Source organism: Streptococcus sp. ALY_208, from assembly GCF_058314295.1.
Map to the genome: position 1 here is coordinate 122,760 of NZ_JBZFUI010000001.1, position 21,646 is coordinate 144,405.

The 21,646-nt window shown below is 42.2% G+C and carries 18 protein-coding genes and 1 riboswitch; of the genes, 17 read left to right on the forward strand and 1 reads right to left on the reverse strand.

Annotation, left to right across the window (positions count from 1 at the left end; all coding sequences use genetic code 11):
- The first annotated feature begins 221 nt into the window (after positions 1-221).
- The 7 genes from trmL to mnmM all read left to right on the forward strand — a co-directional run bounded on the left by trmL (position 222) and on the right by mnmM (position 5,705).
- Positions 222-770 carry a tRNA (uridine(34)/cytosine(34)/5-carboxymethylaminomethyluridine(34)-2'-O)-methyltransferase TrmL gene (gene trmL, locus AC4HAI_RS00660; protein ID WP_491078163.1) on the forward strand — a complete coding sequence of 183 codons (549 nt, stop codon included), beginning with the start codon at positions 222-224 and terminating at the stop codon, positions 768-770.
- A 267-nt stretch (positions 771-1,037) separates the two neighbouring features.
- A riboswitch (FMN riboswitch) is annotated at positions 1,038-1,172 on the forward strand.
- Between the two features lie 93 nt (positions 1,173-1,265).
- On the forward strand, positions 1,266-1,847 hold the full coding sequence (locus AC4HAI_RS00665; RefSeq protein WP_491078164.1) for an ECF transporter S component: 582 nt from the start codon (positions 1,266-1,268) through the stop codon (positions 1,845-1,847).
- A 5-nt stretch (positions 1,848-1,852) separates the two neighbouring features.
- Positions 1,853-2,503 (forward strand): phosphatase PAP2 family protein, encoded by a 651-nt coding sequence (locus tag AC4HAI_RS00670; RefSeq protein WP_491078165.1) that lies wholly within the window; start codon positions 1,853-1,855, stop codon positions 2,501-2,503.
- Positions 2,504-2,693: 190 nt separating this feature from the next.
- Positions 2,694-3,620 (forward strand): tRNA modification radical SAM protein MnmL/YtqA, encoded by a 927-nt coding sequence (gene mnmL, locus AC4HAI_RS00675; protein WP_491078166.1) that lies wholly within the window; start codon positions 2,694-2,696, stop codon positions 3,618-3,620.
- Position 3,621: 1 nt separating this feature from the next.
- Positions 3,622-4,257, forward strand: coding sequence for an ADP-ribosyltransferase (locus tag AC4HAI_RS00680; RefSeq protein ID WP_491078167.1), 636 nt, complete (start codon positions 3,622-3,624; stop codon positions 4,255-4,257).
- A 170-nt stretch (positions 4,258-4,427) separates the two neighbouring features.
- Positions 4,428-5,129, forward strand: a complete 702-nt coding sequence (gloB, locus tag AC4HAI_RS00685; RefSeq protein ID WP_491078168.1) for a hydroxyacylglutathione hydrolase — start codon at positions 4,428-4,430, stop codon at positions 5,127-5,129.
- Positions 5,130-5,156: 27 nt separating this feature from the next.
- Entirely contained in the window at positions 5,157-5,705 is a 549-nt protein-coding gene (gene mnmM, locus AC4HAI_RS00690) for a tRNA 5-(aminomethyl)-2-thiouridylate-methyltransferase MnmM (RefSeq protein ID WP_491078169.1), read from the forward strand.
- A 169-nt stretch (positions 5,706-5,874) separates the two neighbouring features.
- Here mnmM and AC4HAI_RS00695 read toward each other — a convergent pair whose 3' ends face one another.
- Positions 5,875-6,657, reverse strand: coding sequence for an ABC transporter ATP-binding protein (locus AC4HAI_RS00695; RefSeq protein ID WP_491078170.1), 783 nt, complete (start codon positions 6,655-6,657; stop codon positions 5,875-5,877).
- A 142-nt stretch (positions 6,658-6,799) separates the two neighbouring features.
- Between AC4HAI_RS00695 and AC4HAI_RS00700 the strand changes: the two genes are divergently transcribed.
- From AC4HAI_RS00700 to AC4HAI_RS00745, 10 genes are all read left to right on the forward strand, one after another.
- Complete coding sequence (locus AC4HAI_RS00700) at positions 6,800-8,137, forward strand: hemolysin family protein (RefSeq protein WP_491078171.1); 1,338 nt, start codon at positions 6,800-6,802, stop codon at positions 8,135-8,137.
- A 230-nt stretch (positions 8,138-8,367) separates the two neighbouring features.
- Complete coding sequence (locus AC4HAI_RS00705; protein WP_491078172.1) at positions 8,368-9,012, forward strand: deoxynucleoside kinase; 645 nt, start codon at positions 8,368-8,370, stop codon at positions 9,010-9,012.
- 153 nt (positions 9,013-9,165) lie between these two features.
- Positions 9,166-9,963, forward strand: coding sequence for a pyruvate formate-lyase-activating protein (gene pflA / locus AC4HAI_RS00710; protein WP_491078173.1), 798 nt, complete (start codon positions 9,166-9,168; stop codon positions 9,961-9,963).
- A 139-nt stretch (positions 9,964-10,102) separates the two neighbouring features.
- Entirely contained in the window at positions 10,103-10,798 is a 696-nt protein-coding gene (rnc, locus tag AC4HAI_RS00715) for a ribonuclease III (protein ID WP_491078471.1), read from the forward strand.
- Between the two features lies 1 nt (position 10,799).
- The gene (gene smc, locus AC4HAI_RS00720) at positions 10,800-14,339 is read left to right on the forward strand and encodes a chromosome segregation protein SMC (RefSeq protein WP_491110037.1); all 3,540 of its coding nucleotides are present in this window, start codon (positions 10,800-10,802) and stop codon (positions 14,337-14,339) included.
- A gap of 274 nt (positions 14,340-14,613) precedes the next feature.
- Entirely contained in the window at positions 14,614-17,319 is a 2,706-nt protein-coding gene (gene ppc / locus AC4HAI_RS00725) for a phosphoenolpyruvate carboxylase (protein ID WP_491078472.1), read from the forward strand.
- A gap of 173 nt (positions 17,320-17,492) precedes the next feature.
- On the forward strand, positions 17,493-18,749 hold the full coding sequence (gene ftsW, locus AC4HAI_RS00730) for a cell division peptidoglycan polymerase FtsW (protein ID WP_491078175.1): 1,257 nt from the start codon (positions 17,493-17,495) through the stop codon (positions 18,747-18,749).
- Positions 18,750-18,887: 138 nt separating this feature from the next.
- Positions 18,888-19,976, forward strand: coding sequence for an NAD(P)-dependent alcohol dehydrogenase (locus tag AC4HAI_RS00735; protein ID WP_491110039.1), 1,089 nt, complete (start codon positions 18,888-18,890; stop codon positions 19,974-19,976).
- 202 nt (positions 19,977-20,178) lie between these two features.
- Positions 20,179-20,688: an RNA polymerase sigma factor gene (locus AC4HAI_RS00740; protein ID WP_491110041.1), complete on the forward strand. Its 510-nt coding sequence runs from the start codon at positions 20,179-20,181 to the stop codon at positions 20,686-20,688.
- The gene (locus tag AC4HAI_RS00745; RefSeq protein ID WP_491110042.1) at positions 20,672-21,643 is read left to right on the forward strand and encodes an anti sigma factor C-terminal domain-containing protein; all 972 of its coding nucleotides are present in this window, start codon (positions 20,672-20,674) and stop codon (positions 21,641-21,643) included. Before AC4HAI_RS00740 ends, AC4HAI_RS00745 begins: the two co-directional genes overlap by 17 nt.
- Positions 21,644-21,646: the final 3 nt, after the last annotated feature.

Consider the following 21,646-nt stretch of genomic DNA (forward strand, 5'->3'; position numbering starts at 1 on the left):
TATGTTACAAAGCTGTAGAACTCTTGAAAAAAAGCAGGATTTGATAAAAATTTTACAAATTCAGTTGACATCTTTTAATATCGTGTTATACTTATTAACAATGATTCGTTCATTTAAATCACACCTGTTATGATTTAAGTTAACGAGCCACCATCAACCATGCTGTCTGCTGAGCTTGACTCCAGGCAGTGTGGTTATTTTTTTACAAAAAAGAGGTAGGTATGACGGTTCAACCTTTTATACAGGAAAGTTATCAGGAGAAAGCAGCTAGAAATCATGTGGTTTTATTTGAGCCTCAGATTCCAGCTAATACAGGCAATATCGCTAGGACTTGCGCAGCAACAAATAGTCCCTTACACATTATTCGTCCCATGGGGTTTCCGATTGATGATCGTAAGATGAAGCGTGCTGGTTTAGATTATTGGGACAAGCTTGATATTAGGTTTTATGACAGTTTGGAAGAGTTTATGCAGCAGTGTCCAGGTCAGGTACATCTTGTGACAAAGTTTGCGCAGAAGACTTATTCTGATGAGGATTATGATGATGGTCAGCTTCATTATTTTATGTTTGGCCGAGAAGACAAGGGACTTCCAGAAGACTTTATGCGTCGGTATTCTGAACAGGCTATTCGTATCCCTATGAATGACCAGCATGTTCGCAGTCTAAATCTTTCAAATACGGTTACGATGATTATCTATGAAGCTCTTCGTCAGCAGGACTATGTGGGTCTAGAAAGAGTTCATCAGTACCCAAAAGATAAGTTAAAATAAACAGAGCTCTTAAATTATACTACAGACAGGTTAGATCAAAAGAGAGTGGGACAAAATCGTGATTTTGTCCCACTCTCTTTTTGCATGTTCACTTAGTGATGTTGGTGTAGTTAAGGACGCAGGTTGTTTTGCTCTTTTGTGGCTTTGGCATTATGTGGGCTGTTAGGGTGCTCTTGTTAGGGTTGGACTATTTTGTAATTATAGGAAAGCTGGATGATTTAGAGCGATTTCTTTTCTTGCATTCTTCTTGGAATTTTACTATACTTGTGGTGTCTTCAGGGCAGGGTGAGATTCCCGACCGGCGGTGATTGCTTGCAGGGGCAAGTAAAAGTCCGCGAGCCAAGTGGCTGATGTGGTGAGATTCCGCAACCGACAGTATAGTCTGGATGGGAGGAGACAGGTTTTTTGTGATCGCTGAGAGTGTTTCTTTGCACCTGCTTTTGATCAACGAATAACTATGCCTCCTTCAATTTGAAAAAATTGGAGGAATTTTTTATGTCAACACAAACAACACGTCGTCTGGTCTATATGGCTATTCTAGGAGCCTTATCATTTATTCTCATGCTCTGGCAGTTTCCATTAATACCAGGGGTAGATTTTTTACAGTTTGAATTTTCGATATTGCCTGTACTGCTAGCCTTGCTTTTATTTGATTATAAAAGTGCCTTGGCTGTTTTAATATTGCGGACAGTCCTTAAATTGATTTTTGCCAATGGTGGGATTGGCAGTTTGATTGGTCTACCGATGAATATCATTGCCTTAGCTTTATTTGTTTGGGCTATGTCAGCCTTTTGGAAGAAGGAGAGGACAAGGGTGCGCTTTATATTAGCTGCTGTTATTGGCACGGTACTGATGACTGTTGCTATGGTGGTTCTTAATTATTTTTATGCTGTTCCTCTGTATGCGACCTATGCTGGCTTTGATATTAAAGCAACCTTGGGTCTTGCTCGCTATCTATTTGGGGCTGTAGTTCCTTTTAATATGATCCAAGGTGCTATTTTTTCTATCAGCTTTTTCATCCTGGATCTCGCTGTGAAACCTGTTCTATCACGAATTAAGGGAGACATGTTATACTAGGATGTATGGTGAATAAACAGAAATTTTTAATGATAGCTAGCTTTTTTGCTCTGATATTTATTGTCTTGGGTTATTTGGTTAAATTTTATCCAGATGTGCTGGTTGATTTTGACAGCTCTATCCATGATGCTGTTCGTGGAGATCTACCAGCGGGATTGACGCTCTTTTTTAGGCTGATTACCCATGTTGGCGACACGATAACTCAAGTGTTAATTGCCTTGGTGGCCTTTATTTTTCTCAGGATCAAGAAATGGCGGGCTGAGAGCTGGCTAGTAGCCGGCAATGCTGTCTTGGCAGGGTTAGCTATCATGGTGTTCAAATCTATTTATCAGCGTCCTCGTCCACGTTTGGAACATCTCGTCCATGCTGATGGTTATTCGTTTCCGAGTGGGCATTCCTTAGGGACTATGTTGATTTTTGGTAGCTTGATCATTATTTGTTACCAACGGATTCAAAGCAAGTGGCTCCGATATAGTGTTGTAAGTCTATTTGGCTTGCTGATTTTCTTAGTTGGTCTTTCACGAGTCTATCATGGTGTCCACTATCCTAGCGATGTCTTGGCAGGGTTTAGCCTAGGTCTTGCGATTCTTTGGGCAGGGTATCCTTATTATGCTAATCAACGTTTTCAGTGGCGTTTTAATAGCCGACAAGATTAGAAGATAGCCTTATCATTACTAGGTAGCTTTGTTGAGAAAAGCACTTCTAAGTTTTGAGGCAGGACAGCTAACTGATGTATCAGAATTATGGTTTGACCTTTCCGATTGATTCGTTTCAATCGGGGGGTCTTTTTTTGCTTTAAACTGGTGAGTTCTATGACTAGGAAGATGAAAGTGCTATAATAATTTTATGAAGAAACGTTACAACACTGTCAATGACTATTACCGTAAAATATTTGGTGAAAAGATTTTTAAGCTACCCATTGATGCAGGATTTGACTGTCCCAATCGTGATGGGACAGTTGCTCATGGTGGCTGTACTTTTTGTACCGTATCTGGTTCTGGTGATGCTATTGTAGCACCAGAAGCGCCCATTCGTGAGCAGTTTTATAAAGAAATTGACTTTATGCACCGCAAGTGGCCCGAGGTCAATAAATATCTAGTCTATTTCCAAAACTTTACTAATACGCATGATAAAGTCGAGGTTATTCGTGAGCGCTATGAGCAGGCGATCAATGAGCCAGGAGTGGTTGGTATCAATATTGGTACACGTCCTGACTGTTTGCCTGATGAGACCATTCTTTATCTGGCAGAGCTCTCAGAGCGCATGCATGTCACCCTTGAGTTAGGACTTCAGACGACCTATGAAGAGACTTCTGAGCGGATCAATCGAGCTCACAGCTATCAACTCTATATCGATATTGTCAAGCGTGTGCGTGAGCTAGCTCCCACGATCGAAATTGTTTCTCACCTCATCAACGGTCTGCCTGGTGAGACCCATGAGATGATGGTGGAGAATGTCCGTCGCTTGGTGCGTGATAATGATATCAATGGGGTCAAGCTCCACCTCCTCCACCTCATGACTAACACTCGTATGCAGCGAGACTACCATGAAGGGCGTTTGCAGCTCCTCAGTCAGGATGAGTATGTCTCTATCATCTGCGACCAGCTGGAGATTATTCCTAAGGATATCATCATTCACCGCATCACAGGCGATGCCCCACGCGATATGCTGATCGGTCCCATGTGGAGCCTCAATAAGTGGGAGGTTCTCAATGCTATTGACAAAGAAATGGAAAGACGAGGGAGTGTACAGGGGTGTAAGGTGGGAGGATAATATGTCTGAAAATAATAATAGAAAAAGCTGTGGATTGAACAATCTGAATAGATTATATGACTTAGCCTCTGGTTTTCAACTTGGAAAAAAATGGGATAAACTATCTCCGACAGTTAATAATGTCAAAGAATTTACTCTTGAAAAACTAAATACAGAACCGCCTAAAAATCTCAATGGTGATCCAAATAAGTCATCTTCTGAATACTGTCTCGCTCATTTTTGTGGCAATCTATATAACTACAAAATACGTGAGAATAAATTAGATGATGATTTAGAAAATGAAATTAATGAGCACAGTAAGGCAATCAGAAAGTATTGCTTAAAGGATGATATCGTTGTATATAGAGGTATTGATGATTTAGTCAAGGGACAAATGAAGGAGGCAGCAAAGGAAGTTGATGGAACTGATTTATATGACAAAGCTTTTCTGAATACAAGTCTTGTAAAGGGATACGAAAAGAACACTAATATTAAATTAAGGATTTTTTTACCAAGAGGGACTTGTGCATTTTACACAGGTAATATCAATGGTGAGGAAAAACGTTACTATGAGGTTATTGTCCAAAAAGGTGCAAAATTGAAAATTATATCTGAAGATAATGACTATACTAATTGCATATTATTAAGTACAAGTTAATAGTTGAAATTTGAGAGAGGAAAGATAAGATACGTGGTCAAAGGCCTCTTTACCTCTCTCGTGATTATTTAGTTACGATGTAACTGTACAGATGATGGTTCTATTTGCAAGATAGAATGTAGATATTCAGCGTCATTTGATTAAATAAGTTACAAATAAGGAGACATTGTATGAAACTCAAGGCAATACCAGCTTTAGCTGATAATTATATTTGGCTATGGTCTAAAGGGGACGAAGCGGTCATCGTTGACCCAGGAGAAGCCAAACCAGTTTTAGACTATTTGGAAGAGCACAATCTCAAAGCGGGCGCTATCTTGGTCACTCATGGCCATGCTGACCATATCGATGGCATGAGCGAGATTGTGGCCAGATACCCCAATGTCAAGACCTATGGGTCTAAGGAAGTCAGTCACTTGGTGGATACTGTCCTGAAAGACGGTGATACTATTGAACTCTACGGCTCTCAGATAGAGGTCTTTTTAACGGCGGGGCATACGGAAGGCCACATTTCTTATCTTGTGGATAAGCAGCACCTCTTGTGTGGTGATGCGCTCTTCTCAGCAGGATGCGGCAGAGTCTTTACAGGAGACTATGACGCCCAGTACAATTCCATGGTCTTTTTCAGAAGTTTAGCGGATACTGTCAATGTTTATGCAGCTCATGAATACACGCTGACTAATTTGCAATTTGCCATGACACAAACGACAGACGCTTTTGTCAAAGAGTATTATGATCAGACGAAAGCCCTTATCGAACAAGGCCTTCCAAGCCTGCCATCTACCATAGGAGTAGAAAAACAAATCAATGTTTTTCTCATGGCTAAGGATGTCCAAGAATTTACAAGCCTGAGAATCTTGAAGGATAACTTTTAGGCGAATATTAGAAGAAGGAATCATTTTATGATGAAACGTCCTATCCAACTCTCGCATGATTTTTTGGAAGAAGTGTTAGACCAAGATAGTATCGCGGTGGATGCGACCATGGGAAATGGCAATGACACCGCCTTTTTGGCAGGTTTAGCCAAAAAGGTCTACGCCTTCGATATTCAGGAACAGGCCCTTGAGAAAACACGGGAGCGCTTGGCGCATCAAAATCTGACCAATGTCCAGCTGATCCTAGATGGCCATGAAAATGTGGATACTTATGTTTCTGAGCCCATCCGCGCAGCTATCTTCAACCTCGGCTATCTGCCAAGTGCGGACAAATCAGTGATCACCAAACCTGATACAACTTTGAGTGCTATTGGAAAGATTTTAGACCGCCTAGAAGTTGGCGGACGCCTGTCCATCATGATCTACTACGGTCACGAGGGCGGTGATCAGGAAAAGAACGCTGTCCTAAACTATGTCCGCCAGCTGGACCAGAACCGCTTCACAGCCATGCTCTATCAGCCGCTTAATCAAGTCAATACGCCGCCCTTTTTAGTCATGGTGGAGAAGTTGGCATAAGGCATAAAGTAAAGAAAAAGGAGTTTGAGACAAAAGTCCAAACTCCTTAGTACTCTTCTAAATTTATCTGATTGATGCAGTGGATGGTTAGATATCCTTGTCCCTTGCTCTGTCTATCCTACCCACCTCTTTTTGCTAATCTTTATAGCTTCGTATTTCGCCCTTTATATCATAACTCCGGCTTGATAAAAAAGCGATGGTCATCAATGGGAATGATAGAAACCTGATTATCGAAGAATTGGGTCAGGGTTGGCACGGTAATGATGTCTTCTTTCTTGCCTTGGGCAACAATGTGTCCTTGTTTAAGGAGCAGGACATGATCCATCTTTTGGGTGATTTCCTCGGCATGGTGGGTGACGTAGAGAACCGTAGGTGCTTGCGGCAGGTCGGTGATCCGATCGATTTGCTTGAGCAATCTTTCTCTGGCAAAGAGATCCAGCCCTACAGTAGCTTCGTCTAGGATGATAATCTCCGGCTCTTCCATGAGACAGCGAGCGATCATGATGAGCTGGCGCTCGCCTTGGGATAAAGTGTGGAGTCGGCGTCCGATGAGCTTCTTACCGTCTAAGCGTCTCAGCATGTCTCTAGCTTCTTCCAGCTCTTTTTCGCCATATTCCTTGTAGAGTATGGAGGACTTATACTTACCGGTTAAAACGGCCTGTTCGGCGACCATCTGCAAGGAGAGGCGGTCGCTGATAAAGCCCGAGACGATCCCAATTTTTTTACGGATTTCAGTGATGTCGCCTTGGCCAAAGGGAATACCGAGCACTTCAACCTTTCCCTTGGTCTGATAGTATTCAGCCATGATGAGCTTGAGAAGGGTTGTCTTTCCCGAACCGTTAAGTCCCAAAATAGCCCACGTTTGCCCTTTCTCGACAGTCCAGTTGATGTCTGTCAGCAGATTTTTGCCTTGCTTGCGTAAACTGACATTTGTCATGGAAATGATTGGCATATCTTCACCTCCTGAGTGATCTTTAGCTTTATTATAGCATATGGTTAGAGATGGTTTGGGGGAGGCTGGGTGAGTTTTCGACAAGGCAGAGGAATTTATGCTATAATGGGGGCACTATATCATATTAGGAGAAGAGATTTTCATGGAAGACCCGAGCAGTCAGCATTTGCTGCTTCAATTATTATTACTGATTATTTTAACCTTTTTAAATGCCTTCTTTTCAGCTTCTGAGATGGCTATGGTCTCCTTAAACCGCTCTCGGGTGGAACAAAAGGCAGAAGAAGGGGATAAAAAATACATTCGTCTGGTCAAGGTGCTGGACAAGCCTAACAACTTTTTATCAACCATTCAGGTGGGTATCACCTTTATCTCACTCTTGCAGGGGGCTAGTTTATCAGCTTCTTTGGGTAAGGTGATTGCAGGCTGGTTTGGTAATTCAGCTGCTGCCCAGACAGCAGGCAGTATTATTTCGCTGATTTTCTTGACTTATATTGCGATTGTTTTGGGGGAGCTCTATCCTAAGCGCATCGCCTTAAACCTCAAGGACAATCTGGCAGTTGTTTCGGCACCAATTATTATGGGCTTAGGCGTTTTGGTCAGCCCCTTTGTCTGGCTCTTATCAGCCTCGACTAATCTGCTCAGCCGCATAACGCCTATGACCTTTGATGATGCAGATGAGAAGATGACGCGTGATGAGATCGAGTACATGCTGACTAACAGTGAAGAGACCTTGGATGCTGAGGAAATTGAGATGCTTCAAGGCGTTTTCTCGCTGGATGAATTGATGGCGCGTGAGGTTATGGTACATAGAACAGATGCCTTCATGGTTGATATCAACGATGATCCTCAAGACATTATCCGTGAGATTCTTAAGAAGAATTTTTCACGGATTCCTGTTTATGATGATGATAAGGATAAGGTTATCGGTCTGATTCACACCAAGAAACTTTTGGCAGCTGGATTTGACAATGGTTTTGATGCTATTAATTTGCGTCGCATTCTGCAGGAACCTCTCTTTGTGCCTGAGACCATCTTTGTCGATGATCTGCTTAAAGAGCTGCGTCGAACACAAAATCAGATGGCCATTCTCTTGGATGAATACGGGGGTGTCTCTGGCTTAGTAACGCTGGAGGATCTTTTAGAAGAGATTGTCGGTGATATCGATGACGAAACGGATAAGGCAGAGGTAGAGGTGCGTGAGATTGCTCCGGATACCTATATCGTCCTGGGGACTATGACCCTCAATGATTTTAATGAGTATTTTGAAACTGAGCTGGATAGTGATGATGTTGATACGATTGCTGGTTATTATTTGACTGGTGTTGGTAGTATCCCTAATCAGGAAGACAAGGTCAGTGTTCAAGTTGATAGTGGTCAGCATCACTTGGAGCTTATCAATGATAAGGTTAAAGAAGGGCGTGTGACCAAGGTTAAGGTTTTAGTCAGTCCCCGTCTCAGTGCGGATGAAGATGATGACTAGAAATAATAGTTTAGCAATAGAAAGCAGCTTAAGGGCTGCTTTTTTTGAGCTTATCCCCATGTCTGTTACTGCCTGATGCTAACCTTTCATCAGCCTAAAACTAGGAATAGATAGGGGGAATTTGACTTGAATTCTTTCAGCAATTCCTATAAAATAATAAGGCTATTATGGGAGTGGAAATACTAGGGATCGTTGGCTCTGGGAGGTCCACTCTAGTCGAGAGGAGAATAATGTTGATCGTACTAGCAGGCACTATTGGTGCTGGAAAGAGTTCACTGGCTAAGGCTTTGGGTGAGCATTTGGGAACAGAAGTGTTCTATGAAGCTGTTGATAATAATCCTGTCTTGGATCTTTATTACCAAGACCAAAAGAAATACGCTTTTTTATTGCAAATTTTCTTTTTGAATAAGCGCTTCCGTTCTATTAAGGATGCCTACACTCAGGATAATAATATTCTGGATCGTTCGATCTTTGAGGATGAGCTTTTTTTGACTCTCAACTATAAGAATGGTAATGTTACGAAGACTGAGCTAGACATCTATAAGGAACTTTTGGATAATATGCTTGAAGAGCTTGATAGCATGCCTAAAAAACGTCCTGATCTCTTGGTTTACATTGATGTCTCCTTTGATAAGATGCTGGAGCGTATCAGTAAGCGCGGTCGGAGTTATGAGCAAATTGGGGACAATCCGGAGCTGTATGAGTACTATCAGCAGGTTCATAGCGAGTATCCTGCTTGGTATGATAACTATGATGTCTCTCCAAAGATCCGTATCGATGGGGATCAGCTTGATTTTGTTCAAAATGAGAAGGATCTGCAAACCGTCTTTGATATGGTGGATGAAGCTTTGAAAGATCTCGATTTATTAAAATAAGATTGACGGTTCTAGGTTTTAGCTTAGGGTCGTTTTGTTTTGTCCTACTTGTGTTTCTAGCTAGCCAAGCTTGGTCAAAAGCGTTATAATAGCAGTAGTTATAAAAACGGTTTCATTAGTGGATGATGCTGCTTTGGCATGAAAGGCAAGTTTATGGTAGAGACAAGAGATAATCGCCAGGTGACTGGTATGATTCATTCGACAGAGAGTTTTGGAACGGTAGATGGTCCGGGTGTGCGCTTTGTCATTTTTATGCAGGGGTGCAAGATGCGCTGTCAATACTGCCACAATCCTGATACATGGGAGATGGAGACGAATCAATCCCAAGAGCGTACCGTAGACGATGTTCTCAATGAAGCCCTGCGTTATAAAGGGTATTGGGGGAAAAAAGGAGGTATTACCATCTCTGGTGGTGAAGCTATGCTTCAGATTGAGTTTGTGACAGCCCTGTTTGCGGAGGCTAAGAAGCTGGGTATCCACTGCACCTTGGATACTTGTGGCTTTGCTTATCGTCCGACCCCTGAATATCATGAGGTTTTGGATAAGATGCTAGCTGTAACGGACCTGATCCTCCTTGATTTAAAGGAGATTAATCCTGAGCAGCATATTGTTGTGACACGTCAACCCAATCATAATATTCTAAAGTTTGCTCGCTATCTCTCAGATAAGCAAGTCCCTGTCTGGATTCGTCATGTCTTGGTACCTGGTCTGACAGATTTTGACGATCACCTTGAGGAATTGGGAAAATTTGTTGAGACCCTGTCCAATGTCGATAAGTTTGAAGTGTTGCCCTATCATACTCTGGGTGAGTTTAAGTGGCGTGAGTTAGGGATTCCTTATACGCTAGAGGGAGTTAAACCTCCAACCAAGGCTAGGGTTGAAAATGCCAAGGCTCTTATGCATACTGAGACTTATCAAGAGTACCTTAATCGAACGGGTTCGGTTTCCTAGGAAATGGTTATCTAAAAGCTACCTTTAAGTGGGTAGCTTTTTTCTTGCTTGCTTGTAAAAGAAGGCAAGTTTCTGATTAATTTTTGGTATAATGGAAAACGTCTGGTTGAGCAGACAAATATATGGATTAAGAGGAATAATTATGCAAGCTTTAGAAGAGAAATTGCAGGCTAAGTTTGGGATTGTTTTTAGTGATAAGAGCCTTCTTGAGACAGCTTTTACTCATACTTCCTATGCCAATGAGCATCGCCTCCTAAAGATTTCACATAATGAACGTCTGGAGTTTTTAGGAGACGCCGTTCTGCAACTTTTGATTTCGCAGTATCTATTTGGCAGGTACCCTGATCGACCTGAAGGAGAGCTGTCAAAAATGCGCTCGATGATTGTGCGTGAGGAAAGTTTGGCTGGTTTTTCCAAGGACTGTGGCTTCGATGCTTTTGTCAAGTTGGGCAAGGGTGAGGAAAAATCAGGAGGACGTCAGCGAGAGACGATTTTAGGAGATCTCTTTGAGGCTTTTTTGGGCGCTCTGCTTTTGGACAAGGGCGTATCTGGGGTTCAAGACTTTTTGGATCAGGTCATGATTCCTAAGGTTGAAAAAGGGAATTTTGAGAGAGTTAAAGACTATAAAACTGCCTTTCAAGAGGCTGTTCAGGTTGATGGTGCTGTGGCTATTCAGTATCGTGTTGTTTCTGAAAGTGGACCAGCTCATGATAAAACGTTTGAGGTTGTCTTGTCTGTGGATGGCAAAGATCTCAGTCAGGGACGTGGTCGCTCTAAAAAATTAGCTGAGCAGGATGCTGCTAAAGTTGCCCTAGAGCAGCTAGGACGAGGATGATATGTTTCTAAAAGAAATTGATATGCAGGGGTTTAAGTCCTTTGCGGATAAAACTCGGGTAGAGTTTGACCGTGGTGTGACCGCTGTGGTTGGGCCAAACGGTTCTGGCAAGTCTAATATTACAGAGAGTTTGCGTTGGGCTTTAGGAGAGTCATCGGCTAAGAGCTTGCGTGGAGGCAAAATGCCTGATGTTATCTTTGCCGGAACTCAAGATCGCAGCCCACTTAACTTTGCTCAGGTCAGTGTCGTGCTGGATAATAGTGACCAGTTTATTGCGGATCGAGGCGACGAGATTCGTGTAGAGCGCCATATCTATCGCAATGGAGACAGCGATTATTTAATTGATGGTAAAAAGGTTCGTCTGCGTGATATTCATGATCTTTTCATGGATACAGGTCTGGGACGAGATTCTTTCTCCATTATTTCCCAAGGGCGGGTTGAGGCAATCTTTAATAGTCGACCTGAAGAGCGTCGGGCAATATTTGAGGAAGCAGCTGGCGTTCTCAAATATAAGACTAGGAAAAAAGAGACACAGGGTAAGCTGGATAAAACTCAGGATAACTTGGATCGTCTGGAAGATATTATCTATGAGCTAGAGGGCCAAATTAAGCCTTTAGAGAAGCAGGCGAAGACAGCCAAGCAATTTTTAGGCTTGGATGAAGAAAGAAAGATTCTCCAGCTGAATCTTTTGGTCGAGGATATTTCTAGTCACCAGTTAGAGCTTTCTCAGCAAAATAGCGATATGGATCAGGCCAAGGCAGATCTCAAGGATTATTACGACCAACGCAATCGTCTGGAGTCTGAAAACCAGCGCTTGAAAGAGCGTCGCCAATCCTTGTCGAAAGCTATGGAGAGTAAGCAGGCTGAGCTTTTAGAAGTCACTCAACTGCTGGCGGATCTTCAGAGACAAATCGAAATTATTACCTTGGAATCTAGCCAAAAGGCTGAAAAGACAGCTGATGCCAAAGATCGTTTATCTAGTCTGGAGCAGCAAAAGGCAGGGCTAAAGCAGGAGTTGTCTGCTAAGGAAGCACAAGCTGCTGAGATTTCTAAGAAGCTGGCAGATTCAAGAAGTGCTATTGAAGGTCTAGAAGCTGATTTATCTCGTTTTTCAACTGATCCAGATCAGATTATTGATAATCTTCGTGAGGAATTTGTGACCCTCATGCAAAAAGAAGCTGATCTAACTAATCGCTTGACAACTCTAAAATCTGAGATTGATCAGGAAGTTCAGGCGCAAGCAGAACAATCAGCTGAGCGTCAACAGCTAGAGGTCGATCTTGCACAAGCTGAGATTGAGACGCAGAAAGCATTGGAGGCTTATCAGGCATCACAGACTCGGGTCAAGGAGCTGCTGGATCATTATCAAACCATATCCAAACAGGTCAAGGATCTGTCTACTGCTTACCAGAGTCAACAAGATCAGATGTTTGCACTTATGGACAGTATCAAGGAAAAGGAGGCTAGACGTCGGTCGCTTGAGGCAATTCAAAAAAATCACAGCAACTTCTATGCTGGAGTCAAGGCGGTGTTGCAGCAGGCTGAACAGCTAGGCGGTATTATCGGTGCGGTATCTGAGCATCTGTCCTTCCATCAGGATTATCAGACAGCACTTGAAATAGCGCTAGGTGGCAGTGCCCAGCATATTATTGTGGCAGATGAGGCGGCTGCTAAGCGTGGGATTGATTTTCTGAGACGTAACCGACAAGGACGTGCGACCTTTCTTCCTCTGACTACTATTAGGCCACGTCATATGGCTGAGGCTAATCTTTCTAAAATTAGTGCTAGCCCAGGCTTTTTAGGGTTGGCCAGTGATCTCGTCACTTTTGATGCCCGGTTGGCTAATATCTTTCAGAATCTTTTGGGCGTGACTGCTATTTTTGAGACGATTGATCAGGCCAATCAGGCTGCTTGGGCAGTCAATTATCAAGTCCGTATTGTGACCTTGGATGGCACTGAGCTGCGACCGGGCGGTTCTTTTTCTGGAGGTGCTAATCGTCATCAAAATACAACCTTTATAAAACCGGAGCTAGATGCTCTGACTGGGGAATTAGCGGAGCTAAGAGAAAATCTCAGTCAAATGGAAACGAAGGTTTCTGAAGCTAAGAGTGCACTTAATCAGACTCAAGAGGAGCTTGACAACCTGCAAGAGGCAGGAGAGCAGGCTCGTTTAGATGAACAAAAGGCTGAGCTCTTTTATCAAAATCAGGCCGAACACCAAGCAGATCTTAATCAAGTATTGCTAGGATTGAAAGGGGAAGACTCTGGGGAAGCGTCTGCAGATCTTGCTCAAGAGGTTGCTGCTATTGAAGCTAGTCTTAGTGAGATTGACCAGCAAAAGAATCATATTCAGGAGCAACTTGATAAAATTCGTCATGATAAAGATACAATAGCTAGTCAGGTCACTCAGCTTAATGAGGATCTCTCGCAAGCTCGTTTGAGTGAGCGTGAACTGATGAGTGAAGAACGCTTTGCTAAAAGTGATCATCAGCGTTTGGTTCTGAGTCTAGCTGAGATTGACAAGGAAATTACTCTGACAACCGACTTGATCAGTCATGAGGCTAACCAGCTGACTGAGGATAAGCTTCCACACCTGGCTCAGCAGTTAGATCAGGCTAAGGAGAAGAAGGCTGAGCTGGAAACGGATCAGATTCGTCTGCGTTTTGAAATTGAGGACTGTGACGGTAGCTTAGAGGATATCGAAGAGCAGGTACAGGCAGCTGGTCAGCGCAATGATTCCTTGATCCGTCGTCAAGCTCAGTTAGAAGCTGAGATCGAAGGACTTTCGGAGCGCCTGCGAGGTTTTGCCCGTCAGTTGAGTGAAGATTATCAGCTGAGTTTTGAGCAGGCCAAGGCACAGGCGCAGGCTTTAGATGATGTTTCTCTGGCACGTCAGCAGTTGACTACTCTCACACGTCAGATCAAGGCCTTGGGTCCGATTAACTTAGATGCGATCGAACAGTATGACGAGGTCAATGATCGTCTTGAATTTCTCAATAGCCAAAAAGAGGATTTGGTGGAAGCTAAAACACTTTTATTGGATACCATTAATGACATGGATGATGAGGTCAAGACACGCTTTAAAATGACTTTTGAGGCTATCAGGACTAGTTTTAAAGAGACTTTTGTTCAGATGTTTGGTGGAGGATCAGCCGATTTAGTCTTGACAGACAGTGACCTACTCAATTCAGGTGTAGAAATCTCGGTGCAACCACCAGGTAAGAAAATTCAGTCACTCAATTTGATGTCTGGTGGAGAAAAAGCCCTATCAGCCTTGGCCCTACTTTTTGCCATTATTCGGGTCAAGACCATTCCTTTTGTTATTCTGGATGAGGTTGAAGCGGCTCTTGACGAAGCGAACGTCAAGCGTTTTGGAGACTATCTCAATCGTTTTGATAAAAATAGTCAATTTATTGTAGTAACCCACCGTAAAGGGACCATGGCAGCAGCCGATAGTATCTATGGGGTTACCATGCAAGAATCCGGTGTTTCAAAGATAGTTTCGGTCAAACTCAAAGAAGCTCAAGATCTGTTGGATTAGTATAAGATGGATGTTTGGTAATAAATATGAGAATTTTTATCCAGGTCCTACTATCAAGCTAGAGGGCTTTGTTTAGAAACCGAACTTATTGCCTAAATTTTCTGTAAAATCTTTAGTTTTAGGGTTAAAAGTGATATGATAAAAGGCATATTATTCGAAAAATAAAGGAGTTGTGGCTATGGCTATTAGAAAACTCGAGGCCGCTAGTGATCAAGCTATCTTCACTGAGGAAGTTCAGATTTTGAGAGATATTTTGGCAGATACGACCCGTCAAATGATTGGGGATGAGATGTTCTCAAAGATCGAGGAGATGGTTAGGCTGTCCAAGCAAGAAAGGCATGGGGAGCTAGAGCAGCTGATCAAGGGTATTTCAAATGATGATATGGTTGTGATTGCTCGCTACTTTTCGATTTTACCTCTCTTGATCAATATATCAGAAGATGTGGACTTGGCTTATGAGGTCAATCATCAGAATAATACTGATCAGGATTATCTGGGGAAAATTTCGACAACAATCGATACGGTGGCTGAGAGATCGGATGCTCAGGAGATCCTCCAACAGGTTACGGTTGTGCCTGTCTTGACAGCTCACCCAACTCAGGTTCAGCGTAAGACCATGCTGGAGCTTAATAATAAGATCCATGAATTGTTGCGTAAGCACCGTGATGTCAAGCGCGGCTTGATCAATGCCGATAAGTGGCATGATGACTTGCGTCGTTACATTGAAATCATGATGCAGACGGATATCATTAGAGAGCAGAAGCTCAAGGTGACTAATGAGATCACAAACGTTATGGAATATTATAATAGCTCCTTAATCAAAGCGGTGACTAACCTTTCTATGCGCTATCAAAAATTAGCCAAGAAACGTGGGATTGCTCTGGAGAATCCTAAGCCTATCACTATGGGGATGTGGATCGGTGGAGACCGTGATGGCAATCCTTATGTCACTGCCGAGACTTTGCGTATTTCGGCTACTGTGCAAAGTGAGGTTATCCTTAATTATTACATTGAAAAGCTCAATGTTCTTTATCGGAATTTCTCCTTGTCTACGCACTTGACTAAGACCACACAGGCAGTGGCTGATCTGGCTGCTAAATCTCAAGATACCTCTATTTATAGGGAAAATGAACCCTATCGTAAAGCTTTTAGCTATGTACAGTCTAGGGTTATTCAAACGCTCCTTGATCTTCAAATGGTGGGCGGTGGCAGCGATGTTTCCTCACGGCAACTGACTAGTCCGAGTCACAGCATCGTCGCGAATTATGTCCAAAATCAAGTCAATCAAAGGGTCACTGACGTAGACGAAAGTCGACCAGCTGCCTATGAATCAGTGCAAGATTTCAAGACTGATTTGTCAATTATTCGTGATTCTCTGGTTGAAAATGGCGATGAGGCCTTGGTCACTGGTGATTTTGAGGAGCTTTTGCAGGCAGTGGAAGTGTTTGGCTTCTTTTTAGCCAGCATTGATATGCGTCAGGATTCAAGTGTTCAGGAAGCTTGTGTTGCTGAGCTGCTTAAGTCAGCCAATATCGTTGAGGATTACAGTAGCTTGTCTGAAGTTGAAAAAGTTGCTGTCTTACTAAAGGAATTGACTGAGGATCCTCGTAATCTTTCTGCGACCCATGTTGAGAAATCTGAGCTTTTGCAAAAAGAATTGGCTATCTATCAGACAGCACGTGATATGAAGGATCTTTTAGGAGAAGATGTCATCAAGCAGCATATCATTTCGCATACAGAGAGTGTGTCTGATATGTTTGAATTGGCGATCATGCTTAAGGAAGTCGGGCTTTTGGATAAAGACTCAGCTCGTATCCAAATCGTTCCTCTCTTTGAGACGATAGAAGACCTGGACAATGCTACTGAAATCATGAAGAATTATCTTTCTTATGATATTGTCAAGAAATGGGTGGCGTCCAATCATTATTATCAAGAAATTATGCTGGGTTACTCTGATAGTAATAAAGATGGTGGTTACTTGGCATCTGGCTGGACTCTCTACAAGGCTCAAAATGCTTTGACCAAGATTGGTGAGGAGCGTGGGATCAAGATCACTTTCTTCCATGGTCGAGGGGGAACCGTTGGCCGTGGTGGTGGTCCTTCTTATGAAGCGATCACCTCTCAACCTTTTGGCTCTATTAAGGATCGTATTCGCTTGACTGAACAAGGTGAGATGATTGGCTATAAGTACGGTAATAAGGACGCTGCCTACTATAATCTGGAGATGCTGGTATCAGCTGCGATCAATCGAATGGTTAGCCGCCAGATTGCTGATCCAAATGAAATTGATGGTTTTCGGGCAATCATGGATGCTATTGTCGCAGATTCTAATACTATCTACCGTGATCTGGTCTTTGGCAATCCGCATTTTTACGATTATTTCTTTGAGGCTAGTCCGATCAAGGAGGTTTCTAGTCTTAATCTGGGGTCACGTCCAGCGGCTCGTAAGACGATTACTGAAATCTCGGGCTTACGTGCGATTCCTTGGGTTTTCTCATGGTCACAAAATCGAATTATGCTGCCTGGATGGTATGGTGTTGGGTCAGCCTTTCAGCATTATATTGATGCGGCAGAAGGCAATCTAGAGCAGCTGCAGCACATGTACAAGACCTGGCCTTTCTTTAATTCCCTTTTGTCAAATGTTGACATGGTTTTGTCTAAATCTAATATGAATATTGCTTTTCAGTACGCTCAGCTAGCGGAGTCTCAGGAAGTCCGAGATGTCTTCAATGTCATTCTAGATGAGTGGCAGCTGACTAAAAATGTTATTCTAGCTATTGAGGGAGAAGAGGAGCTTCTTGCTGAAAATCCATCTCTAAAGGCTAGCTTGGATTCACGCCTTCCTTACTTCAATGTGCTTAATTACATCCAGATTGAACTTATTAGGCGTCAGCGTCAAGGTGGCTTGGATGCTGATATCAATAAACTTATCCATATTACAATCAATGGTATTGCAACTGGTTTGCGCAATTCTGGCTGATTAAGATGGTCTGGCTTTAGTACCCGTAGTCTAGGTGATTACGGGTTTTTATCTTACTATTGTTGTTTTGATCAAAATAGCGACATATAGCAGATAAGGTCTTTCTTTAATTCCCTAGAAAAACATGATATAATTTTAGGGTTGTAAAAGTATTGTTAAGTATTGGAGAACTTATGAAGATTGATAAGAAGCACCTGCTGAATTATTCCATCTTGATTCCATATTTGGTCTTGTCTGTCATTGGTTTGATCATGGTTTACTCATCAACCAGTGTGACATTGATCAAGTTTGGACGAAACCCCTTTGCCTCTGTTCTCAATCAGGGTGTCTTCTGGGTTGTCAGCTTGCTAGCCATCACATTTATTTACCGCCTCAAGCTGAATTTTTTAAAGAGTAAGAAGGTCTTGACGGCAGCCCTGTTTGTTGAGGTTGTGCTCTTGATAATTGCGAAATTTTTCTCTGAGCAGATCAATGGTGCTAATGGGTGGATTTCTTTGGGACCGATTACTTTTCAGCCGGCTGAGTATCTTAAGGTTATCATGGTTTGGCTTCTAGCCTTTACCTTTTCGAGGCGGCAGGAAGATATCGAGAAATACGACTATCAGGCTTTGACCAAGAGAAAATGGTTTCCACGCTCGCTCAATGACCTCAAGGATTGGCGAGTCTATTCGATGATTATGGTGGGGTTGGTAGTTATTCAGCCGGATTTGGGGAATGCTACTATTATTGTTCTGACTGGTGTTATTATGTTTTCGCTCAGCGGTATTGGCTATCGCTGGTATATCAGTCTCATCGCTAGTATTACAGCTGTATCTACCGTGTTTTTAGGCTTGATTCGAATTGTAGGTGTCGATACGATGTCTAAGGTTCCTATCTTTGGTTACGTTGCCAAGCGTTTTCGGGCTTACTTTAATCCATTTGAAGATTTAGCGGATTCTGGCTTACAGCTGGCTCATTCTTATTACGCCATGAGTAACGGCGGTTGGCTAGGTCGTGGTCTAGGTAATTCTATTGAAAAGAATGGGTATCTTCCAGAGGCTACTACGGATTTCATCTTCTCGGTCTTAATTGAGGAGATGGGTTTGATCGGTGCTGGCCTGGTTCTAGCTTTAGTCTTCTTTTTAATCCTTAGGATTATGCTGGTAGGGATCAAGGCTAAAAATCCTTTTAATTCCATGATGGCTTTAGGAATTGGGGGAATGATTCTTATGCAGGTCTTTGTCAATATCGGCGGAATTTCAGGCGTTATTCCATCAACCGGTGTGACCTTCCCCTTCCTATCTCAGGGAGGAAACAGTCTCCTTGTCTTATCCGTAGTTGTTGGTATTGTACTCAATATTGATGCTAATGAAAAAAGAGACGAAATTTATAAGGAAGCTCAGCAAGAAATTAAAAAGGAAGAGACGGGTGAGCTCAAAGTTATCAGTTGAAAAAAGAATCGGTTATGTACAACCGATTCTTTTTTGATAACTTTTGATTTAATTTTGGTTGCAACTGCTAGTAAAAGATGCTATACTGCCCATGAAAACGGATTCATAACGTTTAAGAAGTAGCAGGAGGAGATGAAGATGAAGATTACCGCAGCACTCGCTAAGGAGCAAGGACAAGCTTTGGAAACAGAAGAGCTGGAGCTTCGGGAACCTCAAGCTGATGAGGTATTGATCAAAATTGTTGCGACGGGTATTTGCCATACGGATGCTATTGGGCGTGATTTTGGCGTGACGCCTTATCCTGTTGTCCTAGGTCATGAAGGGGCCGGCATTGTTGAGAAGGTTGGTGATTTTGTTACCAGTGTCCAACCAGGGGATCATGTGGTGCTGTCTTTTGCTTACTGTGGTCATTGTGTCAACTGCCTCAGTGGTCATCCAGCTAATTGTATCCACTGTGGACCGATTAATTTTAGTGGACGCTTTTTAGATGGTACGACGCCCTTGAGCCAAGAGGGGCAGGAAGTCTCTAGCTTCTTTGGGCAATCATCATTTGGGACTTATTCTATTGCCAAAGAGAATAATGTTGTTAAGGTAGACAAAGAGGTGGATATTGCTCTTTTAGGGCCATTGGGATGCGGTATTCAAACTGGGAGCGGTACTGTTTTGAATCGCTTGAGACCTGAATTTGGTTCCTCGATCGTAGTTTATGGGACTGGGGCAGTAGGCTTGAGTGCAATAATGGCTGCAAAACTTATCGGCTGTAAAAATATCATTGCTGTGGATATTTACGATAATCGTTTGGCGCTAGCTAAGGAGCTGGGGGCCACTCACACCATTAATAGTAAAGTGGAAGATATTGTTGAAACAGTTAAAGCTATTACAGGAAATGGTGCAGAATATGGGGTTGATACGACAGGAGTTCCTAGTGTGGTTAGAGCTGCTTTACGAGCTTTGATGCCGATGGGAAGCTTGGCCGTTGTTGGTTTTACACCTGAGATGGAGATCGATATTCATAATGAGATTATGGCTGAAAGTAAATCTTTAATCGGTGTGGTTGAGGGTGATGCTGTACCACAAATTTTTATCCCTGATCTTGTTGCTTTCTACAAGGAGGGACGTTTCCCATTTGATAAGCTGGTGAAATTCTACGATTTTAATGAAATCAATCAAGCATTCTTAGATTCTGCTGACGGATCTGTGATCAAACCTATTGTCAGAATGCCCTAGTAGTAGGACTAGATAGTCAGACAAGGAAGAGTCTAGAGGAATAGTCGCACTCCAAAAGTTAGATAAAAAATCTAACTTTTGGAGTGCTTTTGTATTTTAGAAAATCTACAAGAAATGCTGTTAGACTGATTTAAAAAGATTATAATTATGATATTTTTTGTAACTAAATCTTATCTAAATCGTTATATTAGTGAAGAAGGAGGTGACAGTAATCAAACTAGATAATTATGAAAAAGAACTCGTAGCGATTGCGGAGGAGATTTCGTATTATTTACAAAAGTCGGGAGCTAGTTCTGCTCAGGCTAGCGATGTTTGTCAAGATACCTTGGTCAAATTGCTGGAAAGCACCATTGTGTTACCATCTGAAAAAATGCGTGCTTGGATGTATCGAACAGCAGTTCGACGCTATATTGACCTTTATCGTCGCGATAGGAAGTATCTTGATATCCTCCAAAAAGATTTCTTCCGACAAGAAAAGGTGATCGAGTTCACACGAATTGATTACGAGCCCCTTTACCAAGCCCTTTTGGAGTTGAAAGATAGTTTTCGCTGGGTCATTGATCTGTATTACTTTCAAGATTTTTCAGTTGAAGAAATATCTCAAGTGCTACAGATCTCAACCAGTAAGGTTAAGGTTGATTTGATGAGGGGGCGTCGTCAGTTGAAAAAGATCTTAGAGAAAGAAGGTTATACTTATGAAGACTTCAAATGATTTTGAAAGAATTGTCCGAAAAAGTAAGCGGAAAAATATGGTTAAAACTGTGGTCATATCCCTATGCCTCACTTTGGTTAGCTACTTTGTGGCTGTAAGTCTTTTAAAGACAGTAACCTCCCACAATGCCAATACTGTTATGAAAAGGTATGAGGCCTTATCGAGTATTGCCTATCCTAATATTGTTTCAGATAGTCTCTATTTTAAAGCTGATTCTCAATTTTCAGGTAGGGTTCATGCGGATCGCTACAAAGATTTAGACGGTGTGCCAGTTGCATTTAGTCCATATGAGGAGGAATATTCTTTATCAGGGAATTACAAGGATGATAGCTTGGATGGCAATGGTTACAGTCAAGGAGCCACCTATAGTCGTAGCAATCGTAGTAAATTACCGGTTTTCTTTAATACGAAGACTAAAGAGTTAACAGTTTATGATAAGGTTAGTCAGGAACTACCTCTAGTCAAAGAAATGGATCATCAGTTAGTCGAAGTTGCATTAAGTTTTGATAAGGCTTACAGTTTGTCTGAAATTAGAAAGATGATTCCTGATAACCTAAAGACAAATTTTTATTGGATTGGTACAAGGAGTCAGCTAGATACATCAGATTATCGCATTGACCAGATTTATGGTGCGGGCGCAGATAGCATACAGAAAGTTGAAGATAAAGGAGAGCAAAGAACCTTTATTGATGATTTGAAAGCCGCTGAAAAAGTAGTACCGCATTCTTATGTGAGTGGAACAAATGTTTTCCAAGATGTGATAGACTATCGTAAGAAATTTAAGAAGACGGATTTTACTGATCAAAAAAGCATTGATCAATTAAGATTTGCTGGTGTTATTGTTACTGGTAGAGCTGAGAATTTTGAACAGTTAGAAGGAAAATCTTGGATTTATGCTTCTAGTATTGGAAGTTCCACTCCTATGCAGCCCTATTATGAGCTTGAACATGAATAAATT

Excerpts from the sequence above, each read along its gene's own strand:
- smc (WP_491110037.1), top strand. The coding sequence starts at position 10,800 with ATGTTTCTAAAAGAAATTGATATGCAGGGGTTTAAGTCCTTTGCGGAT.
- gloB (WP_491078168.1), top strand. The coding sequence starts at position 4,428 with ATGAAACTCAAGGCAATACCAGCTTTAGCTGATAATTATATTTGGCTA.
- ppc (WP_491078472.1), top strand. The coding sequence starts at position 14,614 with ATGATTGGGGATGAGATGTTCTCAAAGATCGAGGAGATGGTTAGGCTG.
- mnmL (WP_491078166.1), top strand. The coding sequence starts at position 2,694 with ATGAAGAAACGTTACAACACTGTCAATGACTATTACCGTAAAATATTT.
- AC4HAI_RS00665 (WP_491078164.1), top strand. The coding sequence starts at position 1,266 with ATGTCAACACAAACAACACGTCGTCTGGTCTATATGGCTATTCTAGGA.
- AC4HAI_RS00745 (WP_491110042.1), top strand. The coding sequence starts at position 20,672 with ATGAAGACTTCAAATGATTTTGAAAGAATTGTCCGAAAAAGTAAGCGG.
- AC4HAI_RS00735 (WP_491110039.1), top strand. The coding sequence starts at position 18,888 with ATGAAGATTACCGCAGCACTCGCTAAGGAGCAAGGACAAGCTTTGGAA.
- AC4HAI_RS00680 (WP_491078167.1), top strand. The coding sequence starts at position 3,622 with ATGTCTGAAAATAATAATAGAAAAAGCTGTGGATTGAACAATCTGAAT.
- mnmM (WP_491078169.1), top strand. The coding sequence starts at position 5,157 with ATGATGAAACGTCCTATCCAACTCTCGCATGATTTTTTGGAAGAAGTG.
- ftsW (WP_491078175.1), top strand. The coding sequence starts at position 17,493 with ATGAAGATTGATAAGAAGCACCTGCTGAATTATTCCATCTTGATTCCA.
- AC4HAI_RS00705 (WP_491078172.1), top strand. The coding sequence starts at position 8,368 with ATGTTGATCGTACTAGCAGGCACTATTGGTGCTGGAAAGAGTTCACTG.
- trmL (WP_491078163.1), top strand. The coding sequence starts at position 222 with ATGACGGTTCAACCTTTTATACAGGAAAGTTATCAGGAGAAAGCAGCT.
- pflA (WP_491078173.1), top strand. The coding sequence starts at position 9,166 with ATGGTAGAGACAAGAGATAATCGCCAGGTGACTGGTATGATTCATTCG.
- AC4HAI_RS00700 (WP_491078171.1), top strand. The coding sequence starts at position 6,800 with ATGGAAGACCCGAGCAGTCAGCATTTGCTGCTTCAATTATTATTACTG.
- AC4HAI_RS00670 (WP_491078165.1), top strand. The coding sequence starts at position 1,853 with ATGGTGAATAAACAGAAATTTTTAATGATAGCTAGCTTTTTTGCTCTG.
- AC4HAI_RS00695 (WP_491078170.1), bottom strand. The coding sequence starts at position 6,657 with ATGCCAATCATTTCCATGACAAATGTCAGTTTACGCAAGCAAGGCAAA.